Consider the following 26,336-nt stretch of genomic DNA (forward strand, 5'->3'; position numbering starts at 1 on the left):
CAGCGGCAGCAGCGTCGTATCGCCCTGCCCGGTGACGGCCGCGTGCCAGCCGGCGATCGCGGTTTCCGCGGCGCCCGCATCGTGGAAGCGCGCGGCGAGTTCGCGCGCCAGGCGCAGCTTCACGTCGCGCGGGTTCAATGCGCCGGAGGCGACGTCGGCCCGCAGTTTTTTCGCCTCGTCCGCGCCGATTTCGAAGCTGAGCAACTCGATCCACTTCCACATCAGTTCGTCGCCGATCTTCATCGTCTTGTTGACGATGTCGATCGCGGGCTCGGCGATGCCGATGTAGTTGCCCAGCGACTTGCTCATCTTGTTGACGCCGTCCAGGCCTTCGAGGAGCGGCATGGTCAGCACGATCTGCGGCGGCTGGCCGAAGTGCTCCTGCAGGCCGCGGCCCATCAGCAGGTTGAACTTCTGGTCGGTGCCGCCGAGCTCGACGTCGGCCTCCAGCGCGACCGAGTCGTAGCCCTGCACCAGCGGATACAGGAATTCGTGGATCGCGATCGACTGCTGCGCGGCATAGCGCTTGGCGAAATCGTCGCGTTCGAGCATGCGCGCGACGGTGTGCTGCGCGGCGAGCTTGATCATGTCGGCGGCGCCCATCCGCCCGAACCATTCGCTGTTGAACCGCAGCTCGGTCCTGTCGCGGTCGAGCACCTTGAACACCTGGTCGGCGTAGGTCTTCGCGTTCGCCTCGACGTCCTCGCGCGTCAGCGGCTTGCGGGTGACGTTCTTGCCGGTGGGGTCGCCGATCATCCCGGTGAAGTCGCCGATCAGGAAGATCACCGTGTGCCCCAGATCCTGGAACTGGCGCATCTTGTTGAGCAGGACGGTGTGGCCGATGTGCAGGTCGGGCGCGGTCGGGTCGAAGCCGGCCTTCACGCGCAGCGGGCGGCCAAGCCTGAGGCGCGCCTCCAGTTCTTCGGGCTTGAGGATTTCGTCGGCACCGCGGCCGATCAGGGCGATTGCTTCTGCGAGGGACAAGGCGGGATTTCCGGTGACACCGGCGGCGCCGGCGAAAATGAATAGGCGGGGATTTTACGTATTCGTGACGGGGGTCAGAAAAGCTTTTCGATTCAATGATTTGACGCGGACAACTCGTGTGTTTAATGTTACGCCAATGGGGGGCGCCACGTCCCGGGCTCGGAAGTACGAGAAATGCACAACCACGGCGACGGCGGCAGCCACGAACTTCGCAACAAGCTGCGCTTCCGGCAGCGCCTGGAAATCCTCCGCGATTCGACCCTGCACCAGCAAGTGAAGCGCCACCTCGATGCGCGCCGCTGGTGCCGCCGCCAGTGGATCCACGCCAGCCTGTTCGCCAGCATCGGCACGATGGTCGCGACCATCGTGCCGGGCTTCTCCGCCGCGACGCAGGCACCGGCCGTGGCCCGGCCGCTGGCCACGCTGCCGCTGGAACTGCCCGGCCTGTCCGCCGACAAGCTGCACGGCGTCGCCGGCGATAGTTGGCAGGTGGTGCGGGTCCGGCCGGGCCAGACCCTCGGCGCGATCTTCGGCGAAATGGGCGCTCCGGCCTCGACGCTGCATCGCGTGCTGCAGGACAAGGGGGCGAAAGCCGCGCTGGCGCGACTGTACCCGGGGGCCGAGCTGGGTTTCCTGCTGGGCCACGACGGCAGCCTGCACGGGTTCCGCTACGACCGCGACCCGATGCACCGCGTCGAACTGTCGATCGATGGCGACCGGCTGCACGAACGGGTGATCGAGCGCGAAGCCAGCACCCGCACCGTGGTGATCAGCGGCAAGGTCGGGCGCTCGCTGTTCCACTCGGCGCGTAAGCTGGGCCTGTCCGGCGGCAACATCAACACGCTGACCGACGAGATCTTCAAGTACGACATCGACTTCAACGAGGACGTCGCCGCCAGCGACCGCTTCAGCGTGGTGGTCGAGCAGACCTGGCGCGAGGGCGAACTGATCAAGTCCGGCCCGGTGCTGGCCGCCACCTTCACCACCGGCGGCAAGCTGCACAGCGGCTTCCGCTTCGAGCGCAACGGCAAGGCCGAGTACTTCACCGCCGAAGGCCGCCCGCTGAAGAAGAGCTTCATCCGCATGCCGATCCCGTACGCGCGGCTGAGCTCGGGCTTCGGCGCGCGCAAGCACCCGGTGCTGGGCCGCATCCGCATGCACAAGGGCGTGGACTACGCCGCGCGCAGCGGCACGCCGATCATGGCCGCCGGCGACGCGCGGGTGAAGTTCGTCGGCCGCCAAAACGGCTACGGCAACGTGGTCATCCTGGACCACGGCCGCGGCTACACCACGCTGTACGGGCACATGTCGCGCTTCGGCAAGATCCACGCAGGCCAGCGCATCGCCCAGGGCACGGTGATCGGCTACGTCGGCATGACCGGGCTGGCCACCGGCCCGCACCTGCACTACGAATTCCGCGTCAACGGCGTGCACCGCAACCCGCTGTCGATCACGATGCCGCCGGCCGAGCCGCTGACCGGCGCGCAACTGGCCGCGTTCCGCAGCTACACCGCCAACGCACTGGCGCGGATCCGCACCGTGGAAAACATCATCTACGCCGACGCGGCGCCGTCCCAGCGCGGCACCGTGGCGATGGCGGAATCGCCGGCCAGGGGCAAGAAGGGCTGAGCGACCGGCTTGCGGTTGGCGGCCCGCGGTTGGTGGACGGCGTCCGATCGCCGATGATGTCCGCCAACCACCAACCGCGAACCCCCAGCCGCCCATGCCGCACCCCGACCTTTACCTGGGCCTGATCTCCGGCACCAGCGCCGACGGCATCGATGCCGCGCTGGTCCGGTTTTCCGACGGCGCGTCCGAACCGCAGCTGCAACTGGTCCATGGCCGCACCTATGCGTGGGACGCGGCGCTGCGCGCGCGCCTGATCGAGCTGGGCCAGGGCGGCGACGCGGCGTCGCTGGACGAACTGGGCGAACTCGACGTGCAGGTCGCGCGAAGCTTCGCCGACGCGGCGCTGAGGCTGGTCGGCGAGGCCGGGATCGAGGCCGCCGGGGTGCGCGCGATCGGCTCGCACGGGCAGACCATCCGCCATCGCCCGGAAGCGCGTTTCCCCTTCACCTGGCAGATCGGCGACGGCAACGTGATCGCCGAGCGCAGCGGCATCGACACCGTGGCCGATTTCCGTCGCCGCGACGTCGCCGCCGGCGGACACGGCGCGCCGTTGATGCCGGCCTTCCACGCGGCGATGCTGCATTCGCCCGGCGAGGACCGCGCGGTGCTGAACCTCGGCGGCATCGGCAACCTGACCTTGCTGCCGTGCGCAGGCGACGTGCGCGGCTTCGACACCGGCCCGGCCAACGCGCTGCTGGATGCCTGGTGCGAGCGCCACACCGGCCGCGCCTTCGATGCCGGCGGCGCCTTCGCTGCGAGCGGCAAGGTCGACGAGCAACTGCTCGCGCGCCTGCTCGACGAACCCTGGTTCGCATTGCCGCCGCCGAAGAGCACCGGGCGCGAGCAGTTCCACCTGCGCTGGCTGGAGTCGCGACTGCAGGGCAACCTTGCGCCCGTCGACGTGCAGGCCACGCTGCTGGAACTGAGCGCCGCGACCGTCGCCGACGCGTTGCGCGCGACGCAGCCGGAGACGAAGCGGGTGATGGTCTGCGGCGGCGGCGTGCACAACCGCGCGTTGATGTCCAGGCTGGCCGCATGGCTGCCGGGCGTGGTGGTCGAATCGACCGCCGCGCACGGGCTGGACCCGGATTACGTCGAAGCGATGGGCTTCGCCTGGCTGGCGCGCGAAACCCTGGCCGGACGGCCCGGCAATCTGCCGTCGGTCAGCGGCGCGAAGGGCCTGCGCGTGCTCGGTGCGGTGTATCCGGCCGCGGCTGGCGCGACGATCAGCTGAAGCTGCCGACCGCGCTCACCTGTTTCAGTGCGGCGATCGCTTCCGACAGCGCGCTGGCCTCGTCGTTGTCGAAGTTGCCGTGCACTTCGTTCTCGATCACGAGCAGGCCTTGCTCGAGCAGACGGATCACGGTCTCGCGCGCGTCCCAGCGACGCGCGACCGACAGGCGCAGGATGCGCTCGTTCAACACCGGGTCGATGTTTTTCAGGATCAGGTCGGCCATGGCTTTCCCCCACCCCGCCGCAGGGGATAGGCGGGGCGGTTACATCATATCGGCCGGGCCGGCGACAACCGCGACCGGCTTCTCAGTTCGGCGAAGTCGACCGCTCGCGGATGCGCGGCCACAACCAGGCCAGCAGCAGCAGGGTCGGGACCACGGTCAGCGTGCTCATGACGAAGAATGCACTGTACGAACTGGCCTCGACGATGTAGCCGGACGCGCCGCCGACGAACTTGCCCGGCAGGTTGGCCAGCGACACCAGCAGCGCGAACTGGGTCGCGGTGAAGTTGCGGTCGGTCAGCGAGGACGCGAACGCCACGAACACCACGCCGGCGACGCCCTGGCACAGGTTGTCGGCCAGCAGCGCCGTGTAGAACGACCAGATTTCCCCGGGGTGGTGCGCCATCAGCAGGAACGCGAGGTTGGACAGCGCCACGCCCAGCGCGGCGAACAGCAGCATCCAGCGGAAGCCGAACGCCGCCACCAGCACGCCGCCGAGGAACGCGCCGGCGATGCCCATCCAGATGCCGAACAGCTTCGACACCGTGGCGATGTCGGCCTTGGTGAAGCCCGAATCCAGGTAGAACGGCCCGGCCATCACCCCGATCACCTGGTCGGGGAACTTGTACAGTCCGACGAACAGCAGCAGCACGACCGCGGTGACCACGCCGTTGCCGGTGAAGAAACTGGCGACGGGCTGCCAGAACGCACCGAGGAAATCGATCCGCCGCTGCACGGTCGACTCCGGCTTTTCCGGCTCCCGGCTCAGCAGCGTCGTCGCGATCGGCAGCAGCATCAGCGCCGCCATCGCCACGTAGGCCGGCAGCCAGCCGCGGTATTCGGCCAGGTACAGCGCGCCGGCGCCGCCCATGATCAGGCCGATGCGATAGCCGAACACATAGGTCGCGGCCAGCGCCGCCTGCGCCGATTCGGGCGCGATCTCGATGCGGTAGGCGTCGATCACCGAGTCCTGGGTCGCGCCGGCGAACGAGGCGACCAGCACCCACAGCACCAGCGGGCCGACCCCCTGTTCCGGCCGCGTATAGGCCAGCGCGAACAAGCCGACCAGCACCACGACCTGCGCCGCCAGCAACCACGAGCGGCGGCGCCCGAGGAAGGCGGTCAGCGGGAAGGCGTAGCGGTCCAGCAGCGGCGCCCACAGGAACTTGAGCAGGTAGAAGAAGCTGGCCAGGCTGATCAGGCCGATCTGCCCCAGCTCCAGGCCGACGTCGCGCAACCGCGTCGACAGGGTCTGCGACGCGATCAGCAGGAACGGCAGGCCGCCGCCGAAGCCGAGGATGGCCATGGTCAGCGCCGACGGCGTGGCGAAGGCGGCGCGGATGCCGCGCCAGCCCTTGTACGAAGGTTTCGCCGCCGCGCCCCCGGCGTTCGCGTCCGGATTCATCCGCCGTACTCCACCACGAACGGGGCGTGGTCGGAGAAACGGGGGGTCGGGTGGATCGAACAGCTTTTCAGCTGCCTGCCCAGCGCCGGGGTGACGAACTGGTAGTCGATGCGCCACCCGACGTTGTTGGCGCGCGCGGCGCCGCGGTTGCTCCACCAGGTGTAGTCCTGGCCCTGCGGGTGCAGCGCGCGGTAGGCGTCGACCCAGCCGCCCGCGCGGCCGGGCGTGCCGTCGCTGCCGCCGTCGTCGCCGAGCATGCCGTTGAGCCACGCGCGCTCGGGCGGCAGGCAGCCGGAATTCTTCTGGTTGCTGGTCCAGTTCTTGATGTCGAGCCTGCTGCGCACGATGTTCCAGTCGCCGCACAGCACGTAGTCGCGGCCGCTGGCCAGCCATTCGTCGAGGATCGGCTTCAGCCAGTCCATGACCTTGAACTTGAACGCCTGGCGCTCCTCGCCGGAACTGCCGGACGGGATGTAGAACGACACCACGCTGAGCTTGCCGTAGCGCGCCTCGATGTAGCGGCCCTCGTCGTCGAACGGCGCCCACCCCAGCGACGTGCGCACCTCGTCCGGCTCGCGCTTCGAATAGATCGCCACGCCGCTGTAGCCCTTCTTGGTGATCGCGTCGCGGTAGAAGCAGTGGTGGCCGTTCGGGCGGAACGCCGGGTCGGCCAGCTGGTCCTCCTGCGCCTTGGTCTCCTGCAGGCAGACCACGTCGGCCTTCTGCGCCTGCAACCAGTCGAAGAAGCCCTTGTTGCCGGCCGAGCGGATGCCATTGGCGTTGAAGCTGATGATCTTCATGAAGCCGGGCTCGGAATCGGGAATGGAAGAGCGTAACCGATAGGCCCGCAGGACGGCGTCGGGACGAGACGATATGCTTCCATCACGACACCCCACCCTCCCCACCGCCCCATGCACAAGCAACGCTTCCTGCAACTGGCCCTGCACGCCAAGGCCCTGCGCTTCGGCGAGTTCACCCTGAAGTCCGGCCGCCTCAGCCCCTATTTCTTCAACGCCGGGCGCTTCGACAGCGGCGCACTGCTGGCCGGGCTGGCCGCCTGTTACGCCGACGCGGTGGACGCGGCCGCGGTCGCCGGCTCCATCGGGGACTTCGACCTGCTGTTCGGCCCGGCCTACAAGGGCATCCCGCTGGCCACGGCGCTGGCCTGCGAATACGCCCGCCGCGACCGCGACCTGCCGGTGGCGTTCAACCGCAAGGAGGCCAAGGACCACGGCGAGGGCGGCACCCTGATCGGCGCGCCGCTGGACGGCCGCCGCGTACTGATCGTCGACGACGTGATCACCGCCGGCACCGCGATCCGCGAGGCGCTGGCGCTGATCCGCGACGGCGGCGGCATCCCGGCCGGGATCGTCGTCGCGCTGGACCGGCAGGAGGTGCTGAACGAGGACGACGACGGCCGGCGCTCGGCGGCACAGGCGGTGGCGGAGGAAACCGGCGTGCCCGTGATCGCCGTCGCCAATCTGCACGACCTGCTTGATTTCGCCGGCGAAAACGCCGACCTTGTCGGCCACCGCGACCAGTTGCTCGCCTACCGCGCGCGCTACGGCACGGCCGCCACGACCGACTGAACCACGACGGACGACGACAGCAGGGGGCTGTTCGATGCCGATGAATCCATACCGCCATGCCGCCGGTTTCGCGCTACTGGCGCTCGCCGCCGGCTTCCCGGCGCACGCGCAGAAGCAGGCGCCGCCGGCGAAGAAGCTGTACTGCTGGGACGAGAAGGGCACCCGCGTGTGCGGCGACGCCCTGCCCGCCGACGCGGTCAACCGCGCCCGCGAGGAGTTCAACGCCAGGACCGGCACGCGCACCGCGGAAGTGCAGCGCGCGCTGACCAGCGAGGAACTCGCCGCCGCGGCCGTCGATGCCGAGCGCAAGCGCGCCGACGCAGCGGCCGCGGAAACCCGCCGCCGCACCGAGCAGGCCCTGCTGACCTCGTACGCCAGCGAGGACGAGTTGCGCCGCGTGTTCACCGACCGCACCGGCATCGTCGAGAACAACATCGAGACCGCTCGCTTCAACATCGCCAGCCTGCGCGACGGGCTGGTGACCCTGCTGCAGACCGCCGCCGAGCGCGAACTGTCCGGCAAGCCGGTACCGCCGAAAATCGACGCCGACATCCGCACGCGCCACGCCGAACTGCAGCAGCAGCTGCGCCTGCAGACGGAATACCAGCGCCAGCGCGTCGAACTGGACGGCGAGATCGAACATATCCTGCAGCGCTACCGGGAATTGAAGGGCATCGCCGCACCGGCGGCAGCCGCGCCGGCGCCGGAGGCGAACCCGCCCGGCCAGCAATAGCCGCGCATCGCCGCAACCTGCCCGGCTCGCCCGTCCCCTCGCAACGATAAACCCCGGCAAAGGCCGGGGTTTTTCGTTGCATCCGCCGCAATGCGAGCGCGCGTCAGAACGTCAGCGGCAGGCCCGGTGCGACTTTCTGCAGCTGCGCGCGGAAGTCGGACTTGATCCGTTCCAGCGCCGCCTTGTCGTCGGCTTCGAAGCGCAGCACCAGGATCGGCGTGGTGTTCGACGCGCGCACCAGGCCCCAGCCGTCGTCCCAGTCCACGCGCAGGCCGTCGATGGTCGACAGCCGCGGCGAACCGTCGAACTGCGCCTGTTCGACGAACTCGCGCACCACCGCGTGCGGGCTGCCGGCGTCCACCGGCACCTTGATCTCGGGCGTGGACACGCTGCTGGGCAGGGTCGCGATGACTTCGCTCGGCGTCTCCGCGCGCACGGCGAGGATTTCCAGCAGGCGCGCGGCCGAATACAGGCCGTCGTCGAAGCCGTACCAGCGCTCCTGGAAGAAGAAGTGGCCGCTCATCTCGCCGGCCAGTTCGGCGCCGGTTTCGCGCATCTTCGCCTTGATCAGCGAGTGCCCGGTCTGCCACATCAGCGGCGTGCCGCCGTAGCGCAGGATCCAGCTCTGCAGCTTGCCGGTGCACTTCACGTCGTAGATGACCAGCGCACCGGGGTTGCGCTCCAGCACGTCGGCGGCGAACAGCATCAGCACGCGGTCGGGGAAGACCATCTCGCCTTCCCGGGTGACCACGCCAAGGCGGTCGCCGTCGCCGTCGAAGGCCAGGCCGATGTCGGCGTCGAAGCGCTTGACCGTCTGCACCAGGTCGTCGAGGTTGTGCGGCTCGCTCGGATCCGGATGGTGGTTGGGGAAGGTGCCGTCGACCTCGCAGTACAGCGGGATCACGTTCGCGCCGATCGCCTCGAGCAGGCGCGGGGCGATGTCGCCGGCGACGCCGTTGCCGGCGTCGACCACCACCTTCAGCGGGCGGTCCATCTGCACGTCGTCGGCGATGCGGCGGATGTAGTCGTCGGCCACGTCGCGCTGCTGCAGGCTGCCCTTGGCCTGGGCCAGGTGCAGGCGGTTTTCGCTGATCCGCGAATACAGGTCGGTGATCGCCGCGCCGGACAGGGTCTGCCCGCCGACGACGATCTTGAAGCCGTTGTAGTCGGGCGGGTTGTGGCTGCCGGTGACCGCCACGCAGCTGCCCGCGCGCAGGTGGTAGGCGGCGAAATACGCCACCGGGGTCGGCGCCAGGCCGATGTCGATGACGTCGCGGCCGGACTTGCGCAGGCCTTCGATCAGCGCCTCCGACAGGCTGGGCCCGGACAGGCGCCCGTCGCGGCCCACCACGATGTCGTTCAGTCCCTGCTCTTCCATCACCGAGCCGATCGCCATGCCGATCAGTTCGGCCACGGCCGGGCTGAGCGTTTCGCCGACCACGCCGCGGATGTCGTAGGCGCGGAAGATGCCGGCATCGACCTCGACCTGCGCCGCTTCGGCGCCCTGGCGCCGTTCGGCGCGTTCGTCGCGCACGCGCACCACCGGCTGCTCGGGCGCGGACTGGCTCTGCAGCGCCTCGTCGAGGCTCAGGCCGGGACCGTCGTCGTCGGACGAGCCGCCCAGCCGCGGCAGCGACAGCTTGCCGGCGCCGACCAGCGCGGCCAGCACCGCGATCGCGGCCAGCACCGCGGCCAGGACCAGCGTGGCGATCGCGCCGAGCCCGAACGGGCCGGTCGTGGCTTCCGGCAACGCCGCGGCCACGCGCAGGCCGGTGTCGCCGACCGGGCGCGACAGCACGTCGGCGTTGGCGGACAGGCCATTGTCGCCGTGTTCGACGACGGTGTAGTTGCCCTGGCGCAGCGCCAGATAGGCCTTGTCCGACACCGCGGCGGCCGCGACCGGGTCGGTCAGCAGGGCCAGCGGCAGGCCGGCGTAGACCACGTGTCCCGCTGCCGCCGCGGCGACGCCCAGCTGCGGCTGCTTGCCTTCTCGGACCACGCGCGCCACCGCCTTCTGCTCGCGCTGCGCGGCCTCCAGCAACGCCAGCTTGGCGTAACCGAACGCCGCCGGATCGGCGTACGCGGCCGCCAGATCGGCGGGCAGCGCCTGCACATCGTGGGCTTCTTTCCAGCCGGCGTGGACCGCATCGGCGATCGCGGCCGCGTCGCCGCCTGCCAATGCCGCCTGCGCCGGCGCCGATTTCAGCAGCTGTTCCAGCCGGGCGGCCTGTTGTCCCAGCGTGCGCGCGCTCGCCTCGACGAGGCCGTCGCGGGCCTGCTGCAGCCCGGTGGCGATCTTGTCGTCGCGCCATTGCCGGACGCCGGTCCATCCCCACCACGCCGCCAGCAGCGCGCACAGCGCCGCCAGCGCGAGCAGCGCCTGCCTGTTCATGCCACGGCCGTTGCCGAATGCCATCTTCGCTTCCCCCGTCATCGCACGCCCGTGTGGCCGAAGCCGCCTTCGCCGCGCGCGCTGTCGGCGAAAGTATCCACCACTTGCAGGCTGATGCGTGTGACCGGCAGCACGACCAACTGCGCGATGCGGTCGCCGGGCTGGATGGTGAAGGCCTCCGAGCCGCGGTTCCACACGCTGATCAGCAGCGGGCCCTGGTAGTCGGCATCGATCAGGCCGGTGCCGTTGCCGAGCACGATGCCGTGGCGGTGGCCCAGCCCGGAGCGCGGCAGCACCACCGCGCACAGGTTCGGGTCGGCCAGGTGGATGGCGATGCCGCTGGGCACCAGCGCGGCGTCGCCCGGCGCGAGGGCCAGCGGCGCTTCCAGCGCGGCGCGCAGGTCGAGGCCGGCACTGGCTTCGGTGGCGTAGCCCGGCAACGGCCATTCGTCGCCGAAACGCGGGTCGAGCAGCTTCACTTCGATCGGGCGGGTACTCAAGATTTCAGCCTCTCGGCGATCAGTTCGACCAGTTCGTCGGCCAGTTGCGTCTTCGGCGCGGACGGGAATTCGCGTTCGCCGTCGGCCCAGTACGCGGTCATTGCGTTGCTGTCGCTCTCGAAGCCGCCGCCGGCGACGCCGACGCGGTTGGCGACGATCATGTCCAGACGCTTGGCCTCGAGCTTCTTGCGCGCGTATTCGGCGACCTTCTCGGTTTCGGCGGCGAAGCCGACCACCAGCCTCAACCGGCCCTGGGTCGACGCGGCGACCTCGGCGAGGATGTCCGGGGTGCGCACCAGGTCCAGCGCCAGCGATTCGCTGGACTTCTTGATCTTGTTCGCGGCCGGTTCGCGCGGGGTGTAGTCGGCCACCGCGGCCGCGCCGATGTAGATGTCGGCCGGCAGCGCGGCGAACACCGCGTCGTGCATCTGCTGCGCCGAACGCACGTCGACGCGCTTCACCCCGGCCGGGGTCGGCAGGTGCACCGGGCCGGCGACCAGCACCACGTCGGCGCCGCGCCGCGCCGCGCTGGCGGCGATCGCGAAACCCATCTTGCCGCTGCTGCGGTTGCCGAGGTAGCGCACCGGGTCGAGGTCCTCGTAGGTCGGGCCGGCGCTGACCACGACCTTCAGTCCATGCAGGCGGGGGCGCGGCGGCGCGCCCGCCGGCGCGGCGCCGGCGAGCGCGGCGACGATGTCCGCCGGTTCGCTGAGCCGGCCGGGACCGGATTCGCCTTCGGCCAGCGGGCCGTCTTCCGGCCCGATCACCTGCACGCCGCGGCCACGCAGGGCCTCGACGTTGGCCTGGGTCGCCGGGTGCAACCACATGCGGTGGTTCATCGCCGGACAGATCGAGATCGGCGCGGTCGTCGCCAGGCACAGCGTGGCGACGAGGTCGTCGGCATGGCCGTGGGCGAGGCGCGCGATCAGGTCGGCGGTGGCCGGGGCGACGACGACGCGGTCGGCCCAGCGGGCGAGTTCGAGGTGGCCCATCGCCTGCTCGGCGGCCGCGTCCCACAGGCTGGTGCGCACCGGCAGCCCGGACAGGGCCTGGAAGCTCAGCGCGGTGACGAACTGCTGCGCGCCGTCGGTCATCGCCACCTGCACCGAGGCGCCGGCGTCGCGCAGGCGCCGCACCAGTTCCAGCGCCTTGTACGCGGCGATGCCGCCGCCGACGCACAGCAGGATGCGTTGTCCCTTCAGGGCGGGCTCTTTCGAAGCGGGTACCACGTTCGGAAACTTCCTAGTCCCAGTCGGGCATTTAGCTTACCCGATGCCCCGTCATGGCCTTATGCCCGCCGGGAATCGGCAGATGCAGACTGGCCGCATGCACATCCGCGACTGGCCCGCCGACGAACGACCCCGCGAGAAGCTGCTCGGCCGCGGCGCCGGCGCGCTGTCCGACGCCGAGCTGCTGGCGATCTTCCTCGGCTCCGGCCTGCGCGGCCGCGATGCGGTGCAGACCGCGCGCGAACTGCTGGCCGGGCACGGCCCGCTGCGCAGCCTGCTGGAGCGCTCGCCGGCGGAACTGGCCGATTTGCCCGGCCTGGGCCCGGCCCGCGCCTGCAAGCTGGCCGCGGCACTGGAGCTGGGCAACCGCCACCTCGCCGCCGGGCTGGAGCGCGGCGACGCGCTGACCGACCCGGCCACCGCCGGGCGCTACTTCTCCCAGCGCCTGCGCCATTTCGGCCACGAGGTGTTCGCCGCGCTGTTCCTCGACACCCGCCATCGCGCGCTGGCGTTCGAGGAACTGTTCCGCGGCAGCATCGACGGCGCCGAAGTGCACCCGCGCGAGGTGGTGCGCCGCGCGCTGGCGCACAACGCCGCCGCGGTGATCGTCGGCCACAACCATCCGTCCGGCTGCCCGGACCCGTCGGCCGCCGACCGCGCCATCACCGCCCGCCTGAAGCAGGCGCTGGCACTGGTCGACGTGCGCCTGCTCGACCATTTCGTGGTCGGCGACGGCAGTCCGGTGTCGCTGGCGGCGCGGGGGTGGGTGTAAGGCCCGGAAAGGCCCGCCGCTCTCGGCTAAAATGCGCAACCAGCATTTCCCAGCCGAAACTCCGTGAAATCCGAACTCCGCGCCCTGATCGCCCAGGGCATCGACGCCCTGCGCAGCGCCGGCACCCTGCCGGCCGACTTTGCCACGCCCGATTTCGTCGTCGAGCGGCCGAAGGACCGCAGCCACGGCGATTTCTCGACCAACGCGGCGATGCTGATGGCCAGGGCGGCGAAGTCCAACCCGCGCGCATTGGCGCAACAGCTGGTCGACGCGCTGCCGGCCTCCGCCGACATCGCCCGGGTCGAGATCGCCGGCCCCGGCTTCATCAATTTCCACCTCAGCCCGGCCGCGTACCAGCACGAGGTCGCCGCCGCGCTGGCGCAGGGCAAGGCCTATGGCCGCAACGATTCGGGCAAGGGCCGCACCGTCGGCGTCGAATACGTCTCGGCCAACCCGACCGGCCCGCTGCACGTCGGCCACGGCCGCGCCGGCGCCATCGGCGACTGCATCGCGCGCGTGCTCGCGGCGAACGGCTGGAACGCGAAGCGCGAGTTCTACTACAACGACGCCGGCGTGCAGATCGAGAACCTCGCCCGCAGCACCCAGGCGCGCCTGCGCGGCTTCAAGCCCGGCGACGCGGAATGGCCGGCCGACGCCTACAACGGCGACTACATCCAGGACGTGGCCGACGCCTACCGGCGCGGCGATTCGGTCGAGATCGAGGGTCACGTCGTCGTCGGCGCGAAGGACATCGAGGACTTCGACGCGATCCGCAAGTTCGCCGTGGCCTACCTGCGCCGCGAGCAGAACCTCGACCTGGCCGCGTTCGGCGTCGGCTTCGACGTCTATTACCTCGAAAGCTCGCTGTACGCCGACGGCATGGTCGAGGAAACCGTCGAGCGCCTCGGCGCGGCGGGCCACACCTACGAGGAAGGCGGCGCGCTGTGGCTGAAGACCACCGACTTCGGCGACGACAAGGACCGGGTCATGCGCAAGTCGGACGGCACCTACACCTACTTCCTGCCGGACGTGGCCTACCACCTGAGCAAGTGGCAGCGCGGCTACGAACGCGCGATCACCGAGCTCGGCGCCGACCACCACGGCTCGCTGGCGCGGGTCAAGGCCGGCCTGCAGGCGCTGGACATGGGCATTCCGAAGGACTACCCGGAATACGTGCTGCACCAGATGGTCACGGTGATGCGCGGCGGCGAGGAAGTGAAGCTGTCCAAGCGCGCCGGCAGCTACCTGACCCTGCGCGACCTGATCGACGAGGCCGGCCGCGACGCGACGCGCTGGTTCCTGATCGCACGCAAGCCGGATTCGCAGCTGGTATTCGATATCGACCTGGCGCGCCAGCAGAGCAACGACAACCCGGTGTTCTACGTGCAGTACGCGCACGCACGCGTCTGCAGCCTGCTGCGGCAGGCGGCGGAGAAGGGCTACGCATGGGACCAGGCCAACGGCGTGGCGAACCTCGACAAGCTCGACGACGAGGCCTCGCTGCTGCTGATGGTCGAACTGTCGCGCTACCCCGAGGTCGTCGAAGCCGCCGGCGCCGCGCTGGAGCCGCACCTGGTCGCGCAATACCTGCGCGAACTGGCCTATGCTTTCCACACGTGGTACGCGGCGACGCCGGTGCTGGTCGAAGACGCGGCGCTGCGCGACGCGCGGCTGGCGCTGGCGCTGGCGGTGCGGCAGGCGCTGGCGAACGGGCTGGACCTGCTCGGCGTGGGCGCACCGGAAAAAATGTAGGCAAGGACGAAGCGGCAAGACCCGATGGAGAAGCGATAGATGGCGGCAAAGCGAAACAGGAACCAGGCGCGGCGCACCGGCGGCGGCAACGGCACGCCCGGCTGGGTCTGGCTGGTGGTCGGCGTGGTGCTGGGCGCGGCCCTGCTGTTCACCGTGCCCGGCCTGCTGAAGAAGGACGGCGACGGCTTCTTCCGGCCGAAGCCGAACCCCGACGCCCGCCCCGCGCCGGTGGCCGAGGCCGATACCGACGCGACGGCGGAAGACGCCGCGCCGGCCAGGTCCGGCGCCGGCGACACGGCGCCGGCGAAGGAGACCGAATACGAGTTCTACACCCTGTTACCCGGCAAGGAAGTGCGGATGTCCGACGCCGAGCTGGCCGCCAGCGCGCGCGCGGAGCGCGAGCGCGCCGAGCGGGAACGCCAGCGCCAGCTGGCGGCGTTGCAACAGGCGCGCGAAGCGCAAACCGCATCGGCCGCGCCGAAGCCGATCGACGAAACCTCGCCGGACACCGCCCCGGCGACGGCCAGCGTCTCCTCGACCGAACAGCCGGTGGCCAGGCCCGCAGAAACCCGCGCCGTGGCCAGCGCCGCCCAGGCGCCGGCATCGGCCGATGCGCGCTACATCCTGCAGGCCGGCGCGTTCGGCGCTTCCAGCGACGCCGAGGCGACGAAGGCGAAGATCGCCCTGCTCGGCCTGAGCGCGCGCGTCGAATCGGCGCAGATCAACGGCAAGACCGTGTACCGCGTGCGCATGGGCCCGTACGGCACCGCCGGCGAACTGGCCGAAGCCAAGCAGAAACTCGCCAGCGGCGGCCTGCCGGCGATGGCGATCCGGGCGCAGTAGGCCGGCGGGCCGCGCGATGTTCGCCGCAAGCCCATCGGCGCCGCCCCTGTTCTACACGCTCGTCGCCCTCTGGGTCGTGAGCGAATTCTGGCTGCAGTTCCGCCGCCGCGCCGCCCGGGTCGGCGCGCAGCGCCGGGACCGCGGCAGCCTGCGCCTGATTTCCGTGCTGCTCTACGCCGGCGTGTTCCTCGCCGTCTGGTCCACGCATCGCGCCTACTGGCCGTTCCCGCCGTCGCTGCGGGCGCCGCTGTTCTGGATCGGCCTGGCGCTGATGGCCGCCGGCATCGCCTTCCGCTGGTGGGCGATCCGGGTGCTGGCCAAGTTCTTCACCGTCGACGTCGCCGTGCACGCCGACCACAAGCTGGTGCAGGACGGCCCGTATCGCTGGCTGCGCCATCCTTCCTACACCGGTTCGCTGCTGACCTTCCTCGGTTTCGGTCTGGCATTGGGCAACGGCATCTCGCTGCTGGCGGCGGTCCTGCCGGTGATCGTCTCGTTCGCCTACCGCATCCACGTCGAGGAGCAGGCGCTGACCAGCGCGTTCCCCGACGAATATCCCGCCTACGCCGCGCGCACCAAGCGCCTGTTGCCGTTCGTATGGTGAACCGGCTTCGCACCCGCGCGCCGTTCGGCGCCGCCGCGCCCGCGCCCCGGCCGATGGCGCTGTTGACGCTGTTGGCGCTGTCGTTGTTGTCCGCCTGCGCCGGCGATCGCGTCGTCGAGCGCGTTGCCGGCACCCCGCCGATCGACCGATCGCAGGTGGCATCGGTCGTGGTCGACCTGTTCCAGCCCGGCGAATTCGTCGCGAACGACGGCACGCGGATGCGCTATCGCCTGCTGCCGCCGGCCAGCCCGGAACCGGGACGGAAGTATCCGCTGGTCCTGCAGCTGCACGGCTCCGGCGGCATCGGCGAGGACAACCAGCGGCAACTGGAAACGATGGCGAAGGCCTGGGCCCTGCCTTCCATCCGTGCGCGTTACCCGGCCTATGTGCTGGTCCCGCAATTTCCCGTTCGCAGCGCCAATTACGATGACCCGGCCGCGCCGCAGCGCTCGGTGGCTGCGCCCGCCGTTTCCGCCGCGCTGCAACTGGTCGACCGGATCGTCGCCGACACGCCTGCGGTGGATCGCCAGCGCATCTACGTCACCGGCTTCTCGATGGGCGGCTCGACGACATGGCTGGCCGCGGCGCAGCGGCCGGAGCTGTTCGCCGCGGCGATGCCGGTTGCCGGCATCGCTCCCGACAGCGCCAGCGCTGCCGCGCTGGCCGGCCTGCCGATACTGGTATTGCATGGCGATGCCGACATGGAGAACCCGATGGATTCGGACCGCCGGATGGTCGCCCGGATCGTCGCCGCAGGCGGCAAGCGCATCCACCTGCGCGAATACGTCGGCCTGGCGCATGCGCCGCCGGGCGACCAGTTGCCCGGCTTCTGGTGGCGCGACTGGCTGTTCGCGCAGCGCCGCGACGCGCACTGAGATCCCTTCCCCACTCTTTTCGCACAATGGAACCCACGATGAGCAAGACCGCCTTCATCACCGGCGCCACGTCCGGCTTCGGCCTCGCCGCCACGCGCCTGTTCGCGAAACGCGGCTGGAAAGTCGTCGCCACCGGCCGTCGCGCAGATCGCCTGCAGCAACTGGTCGACGAACTCGGCGCGGACAAGGTGCACGCCGCCGTGTTCGACATGCGCGACGCAGCCGCGATGAACGCCGCGATCGACGCGCTGCCGGAAGCGTTCCGCGGCATCGACCTGCTGGTCAACAACGCCGGCCTCGCGCTGGGCACGCTGCCGGCGCAGCAGGCGTCGCTCGACGACTGGCGCACGATGATCGACACCAACATCACCGCGCTGGTCACGATCACCCGCCGCCTGCTGCCGCTGCTGGTCGAACGCAAGGGCGGCATCATCAACATCGGCTCGGTCGCCGGCAGCTATCCGTATCCGGGCGGCAACACCTACGGCGGCACCAAGGCCTTCGTGAAGCAGTTTTCGCTGGGCCTGCGCAGCGACCTGCACGGCACCGGCGTGCGCGTGACCGACATCGAGCCGGGCATGGCCGAAACCGAATTCACCCTGGTCCGCACCCACGGCGACCGGGCCGCGTCGGACAAGCTGTACGCCGGCGCCAGTCCGATGAGCGCCGAAGACATCGCCGAGCAGATCTTCTACGTCGCCACCCTGCCGCCGCACCTCAACATCAACCGGCTGGAAATCATGCCGGTAACGCAGAGCTTCGCGGGGTTCCAGGTACATCGCGGCTGACCCTCCTTGATTTACTAAAAGTACTTGACGTATTTTTAGTGAGTCGCTATTGTGCTTCTGCCATGCATCGCAGGAGTACAAGCATGTCGTATCAAGTCGAAGTTGACGAAGAGGTATTCGCCTTCGTCAAAGCTCACGCGGAACCACTTGTTGATACATTCAATACGGCGCTCCGCCGTCTGCTTCAACTTTCCAGCAAGCCTTCTGTAGCTCCACCGAGGTCGGCATCCGTCCAACCGTTAGCGTCAACGACTGAATGGGAAGGAATGCCAACTTTCCCCGGTGGAACGCCCGAAGCTCTGCGGCAAATCATCGAAGTCGCTTTGCTCGTGAAAAAACGTGCATATGACCGCGTATCGGCAACCAAGCTGGTAGCGGACAAGCATAAAGTCACACCGAACACAGTGCTCGATAAATATTGCCGTCAACTTGGCCTGAACACGCAAAAATTTGATCGTCTACTCGATCAACCCGGACTGAAAGAACTCAAAACTTTGCTGCAATCCAAGTTCAACGCTCACGCCGATCTGATTGGGAAATTCCTTTAAGCCAGCGGTTCGTCTGATAGATAGGTGTAACCGGTCAGTCCGGCCTCGAGCGAATCGGCGATCGCCTTCGCTTCGCCGTCTGCCAACTTCGCCTCGGCCACGCGCTGGGCGTACGCCGCACGCAAGTCGTCCAGCTTGTAACCGACGTAATCCAGCATCACGTCGGTGGTGTCGCCGCGACGCTGCTGGGAGAACGCGTAGCCGTCGCCTTCGACGTGGACCTCGACCGCGTCGGTGTCGCCGAACAGGTTGTGGATGTCGCCGAGGATCTCCTGGTAGGCGCCGACCAGGAAGAAACCGAGCCGGTAGCTTTCGCCCGGCTTCAACGGATGCAGCGGCAGCGAGGAATCGAGGCCCTCGTTCTCGACGTAGGTGTCGACCTGGCCGTCGGAATCGCAGGTCACGTCGGCGAGGATGCCGCGCCGCGTCGGCGGCTCGTCGAGGCGCTCGATCGGCACGATCGGGAACACCTGGTCGATCGCCCACACGTCGGGGATCGATTCGAACACGCTGAAGTTGACGAAGTACTTGTCGACCAGGCGGTCGTTGAGTTCGTCCAGTACCGGGCGGTGGCTCTTCTCGTCGCCGGTCAGGCGCGCGCGCACCGCGTGCGCGATCAGGTAGAACAGGTCGTCGAGGCGCGCGCGCTGGCGCAGGTTGATCTGGCCCAGCGCGTAGGCGCTGAGGCCCTCGGCGTGGAAATGCTGCGCTTCCTGGAACAGCTCGACCGCCGGGCGCGAATCGATTTCGCCGGCGATCTCGCGCAGGTGGCGGATGACGGCCGGCTCGTCGTCGCTCGCCGGCGGCACGCGGCCTTCCGGCGCCTGTTCGACTTCGGAGACATTGGCGACCAGCACCGCGTGGTGCGCGGTCATGGCGCGGCCGCATTCGGTGACCACGCGCGGCTGCGGCAGGCCGTGCTGCTCGCAGGCCCCGGCCAGCGGCTGCACGATGTTGCCGGCGTACTGGTTCAGGCCGTAGTTGATGCTGCAATAGCTGCGCGCACGCGTGCCCTCGTAGTCGATGCCGAGGCCGCCGCCGACGTCGACGTGGCTGATCTTCGCGCCCAGCTTCGACAGCTCGACGAAATAGCGCGTCGCCTCGCGCATGCCGTTGGCGATGTCGCGCACGTTGCTGATCTGGCTGCCCATGTGGAAGTGCAGCAGGTTCAGCGCGTCCTGCAGGCCGTTCGCCCGCAGCTTCTCCCACAGGTCGAGCACCTGCCGCGGCGACAGCCCGAACTTGGCCTTGTCGCCGCCGCTGTTCTGCCACTTGCCGGCGCCGAGCGAGGCCAGGCGCATGCGCACGCCGAGGCCCGGCTTCACGCCGAGCGCCTTCGACTCCTCGATGACCAGGTCGAGCTCGGACGGCTTCTCGATGACGATGAAGGTCTGCAGGCCCAGCTTGCGCCCGATCAGCGCCAGGCGGATGTATTCGCGGTCCTTGTAGCCGTTGCAGACGATCAGCCCGGACGGCCTGCTCAAGGCAAGCACCGCCATCAGTTCCGGCTTGCTGCCGGCCTCCAGGCCGAAGCCATCGCCGGCGTGCGCAGCCAGCGTGCCGGCAACGCCGCGGTGCTGGTTGACCTTGATCGGATACACCGCGGTGTAGCCGCCGGCGTAGTCCCAGTCGGCCTGCGCCTGCGCGAACGCCGCCTGCAGCTTGCCCAGGCGCTCGCCGAGGATGTCGGGGAAGCGCACCAGCAGCGGCAACCGCGCGCCGTTGGCGCGCGCGGCGTCGACGACTTCGGGCAACGCGATCTTCGGCCCGCCGGCCTTCGGCGAGACCACGATGCGCCCGGCCGCGTCCACGTCGAAGTACCCGTCGGCCCAGTGCGGGATCGAGTAGGTCTTGCGGGCTTGGTCGACGGTCCAGGTCATCGGCGGTTCCGGGGCAGGCGCGAACAGGCGCGCATTCTACCGGCCGCCGTGCCTACCTGCGGTAAACCGGCGCGCCGGCGGCCTTGCGCAGGCGGCGCTCGAGGCGGCGCCAACGGTTCTCGCCGACGAACACCATGAAGCTGCCGGGCAGCTCCAGCGCATCGACGATGGCCTGCAGCTTCTTCTGCTGGCTGGCGACCATGCCGCGCCAGTACACCAGCATCACGAAGTGCGGCGGGCCGCTTGCGTCGCCCGGGATGCGCTTGCGCACCAGCCATGCGCTGCCGATGCCGCCGATGCGGGCCAGCGCCGCGCGCACCGCCTCGACGGCGGCGGCATCCAGCCCGTGCGCGGCGAACGCGTCATGCGCGGTCACTTCGTTGCGCGCCTGCTGCGACTGCAGCTGTTGCGCATTCAGCCGGCGCCAGCGCGCGGATACCCGGTCCTGCCCCGCACCGTCGCCGGTCTGGCGATAGAACCAGCCCAGGTGGTCGAGCGCGGTCGCCGTGCAGTCCGGATCGAGCGCCATCGCCCGCTCCATGTGCGCGACGCCGGTCGCATCGAGCTTGTCGATCAGCAGCGCACCGAGGCGGAAATGGACGAAAGCATCCTCCGGCGCGCGTTCCAGCGCCCCGCGGTACAACGCCAACGCGTCGGTTCCGGGGCGCAACGCCTCGCTCAGGCGCGCATGCTCGATGGTTTCTTCCGCGCTGCGTTCGGCCATGCCCTCGAGTTGCGCCAGGCGCTCCTCGTCGCGCGCGTTCTGCTGGTAGTTCTGCTCCCAGGCCGCCTGCACGTTGTCGCGCCATTGCTCGCTGAAACGCTGCTCCAGTTCCGGTAGCAGCTCGCCGAGGAACTCCTCGGCGAAGCTGGGCCGCAACGGGCTCGCGTCCCCTGCGTCGACGCCGAGCGCGGCGAGCCGTTGCGACAGCGTGGGGTGGGTATCGTCGAAGTCCGGGGTCCGCGACAACGCCCGCTGCAGCCGCGCCGCGTCTTCCTCGCCGGGCTGCCGCAGGTGTTCGCCCATGTCCCGGTATAGCAGCGCCGGCGGCGCCGGCTGCGAACGGGTCGCGCGCTGCACGCCCGGCCAGAAGTCCTGGTCGAGCCGCGCCGAACCGATGTTGACCCGGACCAGCGCCTGCCCGGCGGCGCGGTTGCCGACCACGCGCGCGGCGGCGGCGTCGGCTTCGTACTCCTGCGCGCGCGCCAGCACGAAGCTGTAGGCGTTGAAGTACGGCGCATACCAGTCGAAGAACCCCACGAACAGCCTGTTGGCCCACGAACGCCGCGCCTGCAACGCGCCGAGCAGCCGGTACCAGCTGCTGCGCACGTGGTAGATCCAGCCGCCGAAGCGGCCATGGCCGCCGCCGAAATGGCCGAACTCGTGCGCGATCACCGAGGCGAACTGGTCGCAGTCGAGCATCTGCATCAGCGGCAGGCCGAGCAGCAGGTAGTGGCGATGGCCGAACAGGCCCAGCGCGCGCGGCACGCTGGCCGCCGCCGCGTTCAGGTCGGCGTCGATAATGATGCCGTCCAGCTTCGGCGCGCCGGTCGCCACGCGCAGCCGCTCCACTTCCGCGCGCAGCCGCGGCGCCTCGCCCGGTGCGAGGCGGTAGCCCTCCGGCGGCGCGAACTTGACCCACAGGCTGCGCAGCAGCATCCAGCCGAACGCGATCGGGATCCAGATCAGCTTCGCCAGCTTCAACAGCAATATCGGGCTGACCGCCAGCAACAGCAGCACCAGCCCGATCGACAGGCCGAAGGCCAGCAGCACCGCGCCGCCCAGCACCAGGAAGCCGAGCGCGGCCAGCAACGCGACCTTGAGCCGGTACCGGCCCGGCGCACGCTCCGCTTCGCGTTCCAGCCGTTCGATCAGGCTGCGCCGCGCTTCCGTCGATTCCATCGTCATCCCCCTACGACCGTCCGCGAATCCTAGCCGCACCGGCGCACGCCGCGGAAGCGCTCCGCTACAATTCGCGCCCTCCGTCCCGTTTTCGCCCGGCGCCGCGCCGCCGCGGCACCCCCACCAAGGAATCGCCATGACCGCCAAGGACAACTGGTACATCGAGCACTTCGAGCCGACCGGCTCGGCCATCGGCTACCGCGTCAGCGCCAAGCTGGACGAGGTGCAATCGCCGTTCCAGAAGATCGAGATCTACCAGACGACCGACTGGGGCAAGCTGATGCTGATCGACGGCGCGGTGATGCTGACCACGCGCGACAACTTCTTCTACCACGAGATGATCGCGCACCCGGCGCTGTTCACCCACCCGGACCCGCAGCGCGTGGTGATCATCGGCGGCGGCGATTGCGGCACGCTGCGCGAGGTGCTGAAGCACAAGGGCGTGCGCAGCGCCACCCAGTGCGACATCGACGAGCAGGTCACGCGCATGTCGGAGAAATACTTCCCCGAACTGTGCGAGTCGAACGGCGACCCGCGCGCCGAGCTGCTGTTCGACGACGGCGTCGCGTACATGAAGAACTGCCCGGCCGGCAGCGTCGACGTGGTCATCGTCGATTCCACCGACCCGGTCGGCCCGGCCGAGGGCCTGTTCAACAAGGCCTTCTACGAAAGCTGCTTCCGCGCGCTGAAGGACGACGGCATCCTGGTGCAGCAGTCGGAATCGCCGCTGGCGCTGCTGGAGCTGATCAACGAGATGCGCGGCGAGATGCGCAAGGCCGGTTTCAGCACGTTCAAGACCCTGCCTTTCCCGCAGCCGTGCTATCCGACCGGCTGGTGGAGCGTGACCCTGGCGCGCAAGGGCCAGGGCTTCGACTTCCGCGAAGCCGACGCCGCCGGCAAGGGCTTCGACACCGGCTACTACAGCGCGCACCTGCATACCGGCGTGCTGGTCGCCCCGCCTTTCGTCGCCAGGGCGCTCGGCGAGGCCTGATTCCGGCGTCTTGCGGCGCGGAGCCAACCCGGTTCCGACCCGATTCCGACAAACGGTTAACACCGTTCATCTCTCATTTGGGGCGCCACGCGCGCCCCATTCCATTGATTCCAAAGGGAATTCTTCCGGGAATTCCGATTGTCCGCGGCGGCAGGACAGTGTTTCCCTGCACGTTGGCAGGCTTTCGTGTCCGCAAAATGTCAGAATCTCGTTAACATTAATTGCTCAACTACACAGTACTGCAATTAACGCGACCGCCATCACCCGGCGAGCGACGACTCTGGCAAGACAATGGACGTTCCCAACCTACCCCTGCACCGCCGTTCCGACCTGCCTGCCGGCGCCCGCCTGCTCAAGCGCGGCGAGCGCGTGCTCGAGCCCGACGTCTACGTCGCCGACAAGGGCGGCCGCCCGGTGGTGGTCAAGGACTACCGCCGCTATCGCGGCACCCCGCTGTCGCTGGCCGCGCGCCTGCTGGTGCGGCACGAGGCCGGCATCCTGCGCCGCCTCAGCGGCTGGCGCCACGCGCCGGCGCTGGTCGGCATGGGTGCGCTGGCGCTGGGCATGGAATTCATCCCCGGCGAGACCCTCAGCGAGAGCGCCGGCCAGGTCGGCCGCGAAGTGTTCGACCAGTTGCAGGCCGCGCTGCGCAAGCTGCATTCGGAAGGCATCACCCACAACGACCTGCACGGCACCAACGTGGTGGTCAGCGCCGGCGTGCCGGTGCTGATCGATTTCACCTCGGCCTGGCGCACGCCCGCCTGGTTGCGCCACAGCTTCCTGTCCAAGCAGCTGCGCCGCAGCGACTGGAAGAACCTGCTGAAGCTGCGCCAGCGCGTCGCCGGCATCGCGCCGACGCCGGAACAGATCGCGCGCGTCGCCGAACCGCGCTGGGTGCGCGGCATCCGCAACGGCTGGAAGCGCGCCTACCGCGGTTCGAAGACGATCCGCGCCTGACCCCGCCCGGCCGGTCGGCCCCGGCCCGCCCCTTGCCTTCGACGCCGGATGGCGCAGCCAATCCGGGGGGGGCGTTCGACCCCGGCTCGCGGGGTCCGCGGCGCCGCGCGCAGTTGAACGACGGGTTACGCGCCGCATCGCCACCGCTTGTTGCCGGTGGCGCGGCACGGGTATTGATATGGCATGGCCGACCATCCCGCCTCGCCCTTCCGCCCTTTCCGCTCCTCCGCCTTCCTCGCCGCCGCGCTGCTCGCCGCCTGCGCGACGCAACCGCGCGCACCGGAGCGCACGCCCGATCAGGCGAAGGCGGAAATCCTGCGCAAGCTGCCGGCCGGTGTCGCCGACCGCAGGGGCTGGGCGAACGACGTCTACGTGGCCCTGAGTTCGCAGGACCTCGCGGCCAGCAGCGAGAACATCTGCGCGGTGCTGGCGGTGACCGAACAGGAATCGACCTTCCAGGCCAATCCGCCGGTGCCGAACCTGGGCAAGGTCTCGCGCGAGGAAATCCGCCGCCGCGCCGCCGCGCACCACATCCCCGGCTTCGCCGTCGACGCGGCGCTGCTGCTGAAGTCGCCGAACGGGAAGCGCTACGGCGAGCGCATCGACGCGGTGCGCACCGAGAAGGAACTCAGCGGGATCTTCGAGGACTTCCTCGGCAGCGTGCCGCTGGGCCAGCGCCTGTTCGGCGGGCTGAACCCGGTGCGTACCGGCGGGCCGATGCAGGTCGGCATCGCTTTCGCCGAAGCGCGCGCGGACCGCTATCCGTATCCGGTCGACGGCTCGATCCGCCACGAGGTGTTCACCCGCCGCGGCGGCCTGTATTTCGGCACGATGCACCTGCTCGGCTACCCGGCGAACTATCCGTCGCCGCTGTACCGCTTCGCCGACTTCAACGCCGGCTGGTACGCCAGCCGCAACGCGGCCTTCCAGGCGGCGGTGAGCCGCGCCACCGGCATCGGGCTGGCACTCGACGGCGACCTGCTGGTGCCCGGCGCCGACCTCGGACACCCCGGCGCGACCGAACGCGCGGTGCGTGCGCTCGGCGGGCGCCTGGGCATGGATGCGCGCGCGATCCGCCGCGCGCTGGAGAAAGCCGATGCGCCGGCGTTCGAGGAAACCGGCCTGTACCGGCAGATGTTCGAACTGGCCGAGCGCGCCGCCGGCAAGCCGCTGCCGCGCGCGGTGCTGCCGGGCATCAAGCTGGAAAGCCCGAAGATCACCCGCAACCTGACCACCGCGTGGTTCGCCAATCGCGTCGACACGCGCTGGCAACGCTGCATGCGGCGCTGACGCCGCGCGATCCGGCATCAAGGCGCTGGCGGACGCCGGCCGCTGTTCACCCAGGCCGCGAGCGTATCGAAAGCCCGGCCCACGGCTTCGGGGGCGAACGCGCAATGGCCTTCGCCCACCGACGGCAGCACCAGGATGTGCGCGCTGTTGCCGGCCGCGGCCGCCAGCGCGGCGTAGCGCGACGAAATCAACGGCGTCGCCAGCGGATCGATGCGATTCGACAGCATCACCACCGGCTTGCGCGTGGTGCCGGCCAGGGGCGCGTTGTCGCGGACATAGGCCAGCGCCGCCGGATCGCCGGTGTAGCGGCGCACGCCGGCGTTGAAGGCGGCATCGTCGCCGAAGCCCGCGTAGCGGGTGTCGTGGTTGTCCACCGGCGATCCGCCTGCGCGTTGCATCATTTCGCGCAGGATCAGGTAGCGGAACATCAACGCGCCGGCCAGATCCGGACGCGGAATCCGGAAGCGCCGCGCCAGCGCGTCGGCATGGGCTTCGTTGCCGCGCAACGCCATTTCCAGCGCGGCGGTGTCCTGCTGCGCTGGCGAAGCGGGATCGGCCAGGCCGCCCGGCGCCAGTCCCAGCGCGCCGGGATAGAAATAGTCGAACGCGATCAGCGGCGCGATCACGCCGTCGGCGAACAATTCCGCGGCCGGCATGTTGGCGCCGCACAGGTCCAGCGCGCCGTCGTAGGCATCGGGATGGCGTTCCAGCGTCGCCAGCACCAGATGCCCGCCCATCGAGTGGCCGATCATCAGGGTGTGGCGCGGCTGGCCGTACAGCGCGACCACGTGTCGGCGCAGGCGTTCGTTGTCGACCAGCGCCTCGGCCACGGCCCAGCCCTGGCTGGAATAGCCGCTCTGCGCCACCGCGTAACCTTTGGCCAGCAGGCGGCCGGTGAAATCGTTCGGCCCGATCTCTTCGGGCGGCGGATCGCCCTTCGCATCGTAGCCGTGCAGGTACATGATCAGGTCGCCGTTCCAGGCTTCCGGAATCTCGATGCGGTACGCCGCGCCTTCAAGCCTGCCGGTGACCGCGCCCGGCGTTGCGACACGCGCCGGCGGCGCCGCCGCCGGATGCGACGCGCAGGCGGCCAGGGCGATGGCGAGCAGCATACCGAACGAGAATTCGCGCAACGGATATCGGCGCATCGGAATGGACCTCGCGATCTGAAAAGTCCGCGCAGCATGCCCGGACAGGCGCGGCCAAGGAAGTCCGGAC

24 protein-coding genes (1 of these 24 cut by a window edge) are annotated in these 26,336 nt (G+C 69.6%); 14 read left to right on the forward strand and 10 right to left on the reverse strand.

Annotated features, from left to right (window positions below; genetic code table 11):
- On the reverse strand, positions 1–984 hold the 5' portion of the coding sequence (gene tyrS / locus CSC71_RS12210) for a tyrosine--tRNA ligase (RefSeq protein ID WP_162374654.1). 228 nt of this gene lie to the left of the window's left edge; the window shows 984 of its 1,212 coding nt (coding positions 1–984); it begins with the start codon at positions 982–984; its stop codon lies off the left edge, out of view.
- A gap of 174 nt (positions 985–1,158) precedes the next feature.
- On the opposite strand from tyrS, the gene CSC71_RS12215 reads away from it, so the two are divergent.
- Positions 1,159–2,613, forward strand: coding sequence for a peptidoglycan DD-metalloendopeptidase family protein (locus tag CSC71_RS12215; protein WP_162374655.1), 1,455 nt, complete (start codon positions 1,159–1,161; stop codon positions 2,611–2,613).
- Between the two features lie 94 nt (positions 2,614–2,707).
- Entirely contained in the window at positions 2,708–3,847 is a 1,140-nt protein-coding gene (locus CSC71_RS12220) for an anhydro-N-acetylmuramic acid kinase (protein ID WP_162374656.1), read from the forward strand.
- Here the strand turns inward: CSC71_RS12220 and CSC71_RS12225 are convergent.
- From CSC71_RS12225 to CSC71_RS12235, 3 genes are all read right to left on the reverse strand, one after another.
- Positions 3,840–4,070: a hypothetical protein gene (locus tag CSC71_RS12225; RefSeq protein WP_162374657.1), complete on the reverse strand. Its 231-nt coding sequence runs from the start codon at positions 4,068–4,070 to the stop codon at positions 3,840–3,842. The genes CSC71_RS12220 and CSC71_RS12225 overlap by 8 nt on opposite strands.
- Before the next feature lie 82 nt (positions 4,071–4,152).
- On the reverse strand, positions 4,153–5,472 hold the full coding sequence (locus CSC71_RS12230; protein WP_162374658.1) for an AmpG family muropeptide MFS transporter: 1,320 nt from the start codon (positions 5,470–5,472) through the stop codon (positions 4,153–4,155).
- Positions 5,469–6,272 carry an exodeoxyribonuclease III gene (locus CSC71_RS12235; protein WP_162374659.1) on the reverse strand — a complete coding sequence of 268 codons (804 nt, stop codon included), beginning with the start codon at positions 6,270–6,272 and terminating at the stop codon, positions 5,469–5,471. The genes CSC71_RS12230 and CSC71_RS12235 overlap by 4 nt, the downstream gene beginning before the upstream one ends.
- Positions 6,273–6,383: 111 nt before the next feature.
- Between CSC71_RS12235 and pyrE the strand changes: the two genes are divergently transcribed.
- Together pyrE and CSC71_RS12245 are read left to right on the forward strand one after the other, a co-directional pair.
- Positions 6,384–7,061 (forward strand): orotate phosphoribosyltransferase, encoded by a 678-nt coding sequence (pyrE, locus tag CSC71_RS12240; RefSeq protein ID WP_162374660.1) that lies wholly within the window; start codon positions 6,384–6,386, stop codon positions 7,059–7,061.
- Between the two features lie 40 nt (positions 7,062–7,101).
- Complete coding sequence (locus CSC71_RS12245) at positions 7,102–7,794, forward strand: hypothetical protein (protein WP_162374694.1); 693 nt, start codon at positions 7,102–7,104, stop codon at positions 7,792–7,794.
- Positions 7,795–7,897: 103 nt separating this feature from the next.
- Here CSC71_RS12245 and CSC71_RS12250 read toward each other — a convergent pair whose 3' ends face one another.
- From CSC71_RS12250 to coaBC, 3 genes are read right to left on the reverse strand one after another with little or no spacing between them, the layout of a single operon-like run.
- Positions 7,898–10,210 carry a phosphomannomutase/phosphoglucomutase gene (locus CSC71_RS12250; RefSeq protein WP_162374661.1) on the reverse strand — a complete coding sequence of 771 codons (2,313 nt, stop codon included), beginning with the start codon at positions 10,208–10,210 and terminating at the stop codon, positions 7,898–7,900.
- Positions 10,211–10,224: 14 nt separating this feature from the next.
- Positions 10,225–10,686 (reverse strand): dUTP diphosphatase, encoded by a 462-nt coding sequence (dut, locus tag CSC71_RS12255; protein WP_162374662.1) that lies wholly within the window; start codon positions 10,684–10,686, stop codon positions 10,225–10,227.
- Positions 10,683–11,915 carry a bifunctional phosphopantothenoylcysteine decarboxylase/phosphopantothenate--cysteine ligase CoaBC gene (gene coaBC, locus CSC71_RS12260; RefSeq protein ID WP_162374663.1) on the reverse strand — a complete coding sequence of 411 codons (1,233 nt, stop codon included), beginning with the start codon at positions 11,913–11,915 and terminating at the stop codon, positions 10,683–10,685. Before coaBC ends, dut begins: the two co-directional genes overlap by 4 nt.
- 97 nt (positions 11,916–12,012) lie before the next feature.
- On the opposite strand from coaBC, the gene radC reads away from it, so the two are divergent.
- The 7 genes from radC (at position 12,013) to CSC71_RS12295 (ending at position 18,097) form a co-directional block, all read left to right on the forward strand.
- Positions 12,013–12,687 (forward strand): RadC family protein, encoded by a 675-nt coding sequence (radC, locus tag CSC71_RS12265; RefSeq protein ID WP_162374695.1) that lies wholly within the window; start codon positions 12,013–12,015, stop codon positions 12,685–12,687.
- 63 nt (positions 12,688–12,750) lie between these two features.
- Complete coding sequence (gene argS, locus CSC71_RS12270) at positions 12,751–14,439, forward strand: arginine--tRNA ligase (protein WP_162374664.1); 1,689 nt, start codon at positions 12,751–12,753, stop codon at positions 14,437–14,439.
- A gap of 39 nt (positions 14,440–14,478) precedes the next feature.
- Positions 14,479–15,282, forward strand: coding sequence for an SPOR domain-containing protein (locus CSC71_RS12275; RefSeq protein WP_162374665.1), 804 nt, complete (start codon positions 14,479–14,481; stop codon positions 15,280–15,282).
- Positions 15,283–15,358: 76 nt separating this feature from the next.
- Positions 15,359–15,886, forward strand: a complete 528-nt coding sequence (locus tag CSC71_RS12280) for a methyltransferase family protein (RefSeq protein WP_246192205.1) — start codon at positions 15,359–15,361, stop codon at positions 15,884–15,886.
- Positions 15,883–16,761 carry a carboxylesterase family protein gene (locus CSC71_RS12285; protein ID WP_162374667.1) on the forward strand — a complete coding sequence of 293 codons (879 nt, stop codon included), beginning with the start codon at positions 15,883–15,885 and terminating at the stop codon, positions 16,759–16,761. The genes CSC71_RS12280 and CSC71_RS12285 overlap by 4 nt, the downstream gene beginning before the upstream one ends.
- A gap of 38 nt (positions 16,762–16,799) precedes the next feature.
- A complete protein-coding gene (locus tag CSC71_RS12290; protein WP_162374668.1) occupies positions 16,800–17,549 on the forward strand; it encodes an SDR family NAD(P)-dependent oxidoreductase in 750 nt (249 codons plus the stop codon).
- Between the two features lie 83 nt (positions 17,550–17,632).
- Complete coding sequence (locus tag CSC71_RS12295) at positions 17,633–18,097, forward strand: hypothetical protein (protein WP_162374669.1); 465 nt, start codon at positions 17,633–17,635, stop codon at positions 18,095–18,097.
- Here the strand turns inward: CSC71_RS12295 and speA are convergent.
- Entirely contained in the window at positions 18,094–19,977 is a 1,884-nt protein-coding gene (gene speA, locus CSC71_RS12300; protein WP_162374670.1) for an arginine decarboxylase, read from the reverse strand. The genes CSC71_RS12295 and speA overlap by 4 nt on opposite strands.
- Positions 19,978–20,029: 52 nt before the next feature.
- Complete coding sequence (locus tag CSC71_RS12305) at positions 20,030–21,880, reverse strand: M48 family metallopeptidase (protein ID WP_162374671.1); 1,851 nt, start codon at positions 21,878–21,880, stop codon at positions 20,030–20,032.
- 136 nt (positions 21,881–22,016) lie between these two features.
- Here CSC71_RS12305 and speE point away from each other — a divergent pair, with 136 nt between their 5' ends.
- The 3 genes from speE (at position 22,017) to CSC71_RS12320 (ending at position 25,118) form a co-directional block, all read left to right on the forward strand.
- Positions 22,017–22,871, forward strand: coding sequence for a polyamine aminopropyltransferase (gene speE, locus CSC71_RS12310; protein ID WP_162374672.1), 855 nt, complete (start codon positions 22,017–22,019; stop codon positions 22,869–22,871).
- A 291-nt stretch (positions 22,872–23,162) separates the two neighbouring features.
- Positions 23,163–23,828 (forward strand): RIO1 family regulatory kinase/ATPase domain-containing protein, encoded by a 666-nt coding sequence (locus CSC71_RS12315; protein ID WP_162374673.1) that lies wholly within the window; start codon positions 23,163–23,165, stop codon positions 23,826–23,828.
- A gap of 183 nt (positions 23,829–24,011) precedes the next feature.
- Complete coding sequence (locus CSC71_RS12320; protein WP_162374674.1) at positions 24,012–25,118, forward strand: DUF1615 domain-containing protein; 1,107 nt, start codon at positions 24,012–24,014, stop codon at positions 25,116–25,118.
- 17 nt (positions 25,119–25,135) lie between these two features.
- On the opposite strand, the gene CSC71_RS12325 is transcribed toward CSC71_RS12320, so the two are convergent.
- Entirely contained in the window at positions 25,136–26,266 is a 1,131-nt protein-coding gene (locus CSC71_RS12325) for an alpha/beta hydrolase (RefSeq protein WP_162374675.1), read from the reverse strand.
- Between the last annotated feature and the right edge of the window lie 70 nt (positions 26,267–26,336).

It is taken from the genome of Pseudoxanthomonas sangjuensis, assembly GCF_010211755.1.
Taxonomy (GTDB): domain Bacteria; phylum Pseudomonadota; class Gammaproteobacteria; order Xanthomonadales; family Xanthomonadaceae; genus Pseudoxanthomonas_A; species Pseudoxanthomonas_A sangjuensis.

Bases quoted from the DNA above. Each gene is read 5' to 3' on its own strand.
- CSC71_RS12215 (WP_162374655.1), top strand. From the start codon at position 1,159: ATGCACAACCACGGCGACGGCGGCAGCCACGAACTTCGCAACAAGCTG.
- CSC71_RS12220 (WP_162374656.1), top strand. From the start codon at position 2,708: ATGCCGCACCCCGACCTTTACCTGGGCCTGATCTCCGGCACCAGCGCC.
- CSC71_RS12225 (WP_162374657.1), bottom strand. From the start codon at position 4,070: ATGGCCGACCTGATCCTGAAAAACATCGACCCGGTGTTGAACGAGCGC.
- CSC71_RS12230 (WP_162374658.1), bottom strand. From the start codon at position 5,472: ATGAATCCGGACGCGAACGCCGGGGGCGCGGCGGCGAAACCTTCGTAC.
- CSC71_RS12235 (WP_162374659.1), bottom strand. From the start codon at position 6,272: ATGAAGATCATCAGCTTCAACGCCAATGGCATCCGCTCGGCCGGCAAC.
- pyrE (WP_162374660.1), top strand. From the start codon at position 6,384: ATGCACAAGCAACGCTTCCTGCAACTGGCCCTGCACGCCAAGGCCCTG.
- CSC71_RS12245 (WP_162374694.1), top strand. From the start codon at position 7,102: ATGAATCCATACCGCCATGCCGCCGGTTTCGCGCTACTGGCGCTCGCC.
- CSC71_RS12250 (WP_162374661.1), bottom strand. From the start codon at position 10,210: ATGGCATTCGGCAACGGCCGTGGCATGAACAGGCAGGCGCTGCTCGCG.
- radC (WP_162374695.1), top strand. From the start codon at position 12,013: ATGCACATCCGCGACTGGCCCGCCGACGAACGACCCCGCGAGAAGCTG.
- CSC71_RS12275 (WP_162374665.1), top strand. From the start codon at position 14,479: ATGGCGGCAAAGCGAAACAGGAACCAGGCGCGGCGCACCGGCGGCGGC.
- CSC71_RS12290 (WP_162374668.1), top strand. From the start codon at position 16,800: ATGAGCAAGACCGCCTTCATCACCGGCGCCACGTCCGGCTTCGGCCTC.
- CSC71_RS12295 (WP_162374669.1), top strand. From the start codon at position 17,633: ATGTCGTATCAAGTCGAAGTTGACGAAGAGGTATTCGCCTTCGTCAAA.
- speA (WP_162374670.1), bottom strand. From the start codon at position 19,977: ATGACCTGGACCGTCGACCAAGCCCGCAAGACCTACTCGATCCCGCAC.
- CSC71_RS12305 (WP_162374671.1), bottom strand. From the start codon at position 21,880: ATGGAATCGACGGAAGCGCGGCGCAGCCTGATCGAACGGCTGGAACGC.
- speE (WP_162374672.1), top strand. From the start codon at position 22,017: ATGACCGCCAAGGACAACTGGTACATCGAGCACTTCGAGCCGACCGGC.
- CSC71_RS12315 (WP_162374673.1), top strand. From the start codon at position 23,163: ATGGACGTTCCCAACCTACCCCTGCACCGCCGTTCCGACCTGCCTGCC.
- CSC71_RS12320 (WP_162374674.1), top strand. From the start codon at position 24,012: ATGGCCGACCATCCCGCCTCGCCCTTCCGCCCTTTCCGCTCCTCCGCC.
- CSC71_RS12325 (WP_162374675.1), bottom strand. From the start codon at position 26,266: ATGCGCCGATATCCGTTGCGCGAATTCTCGTTCGGTATGCTGCTCGCC.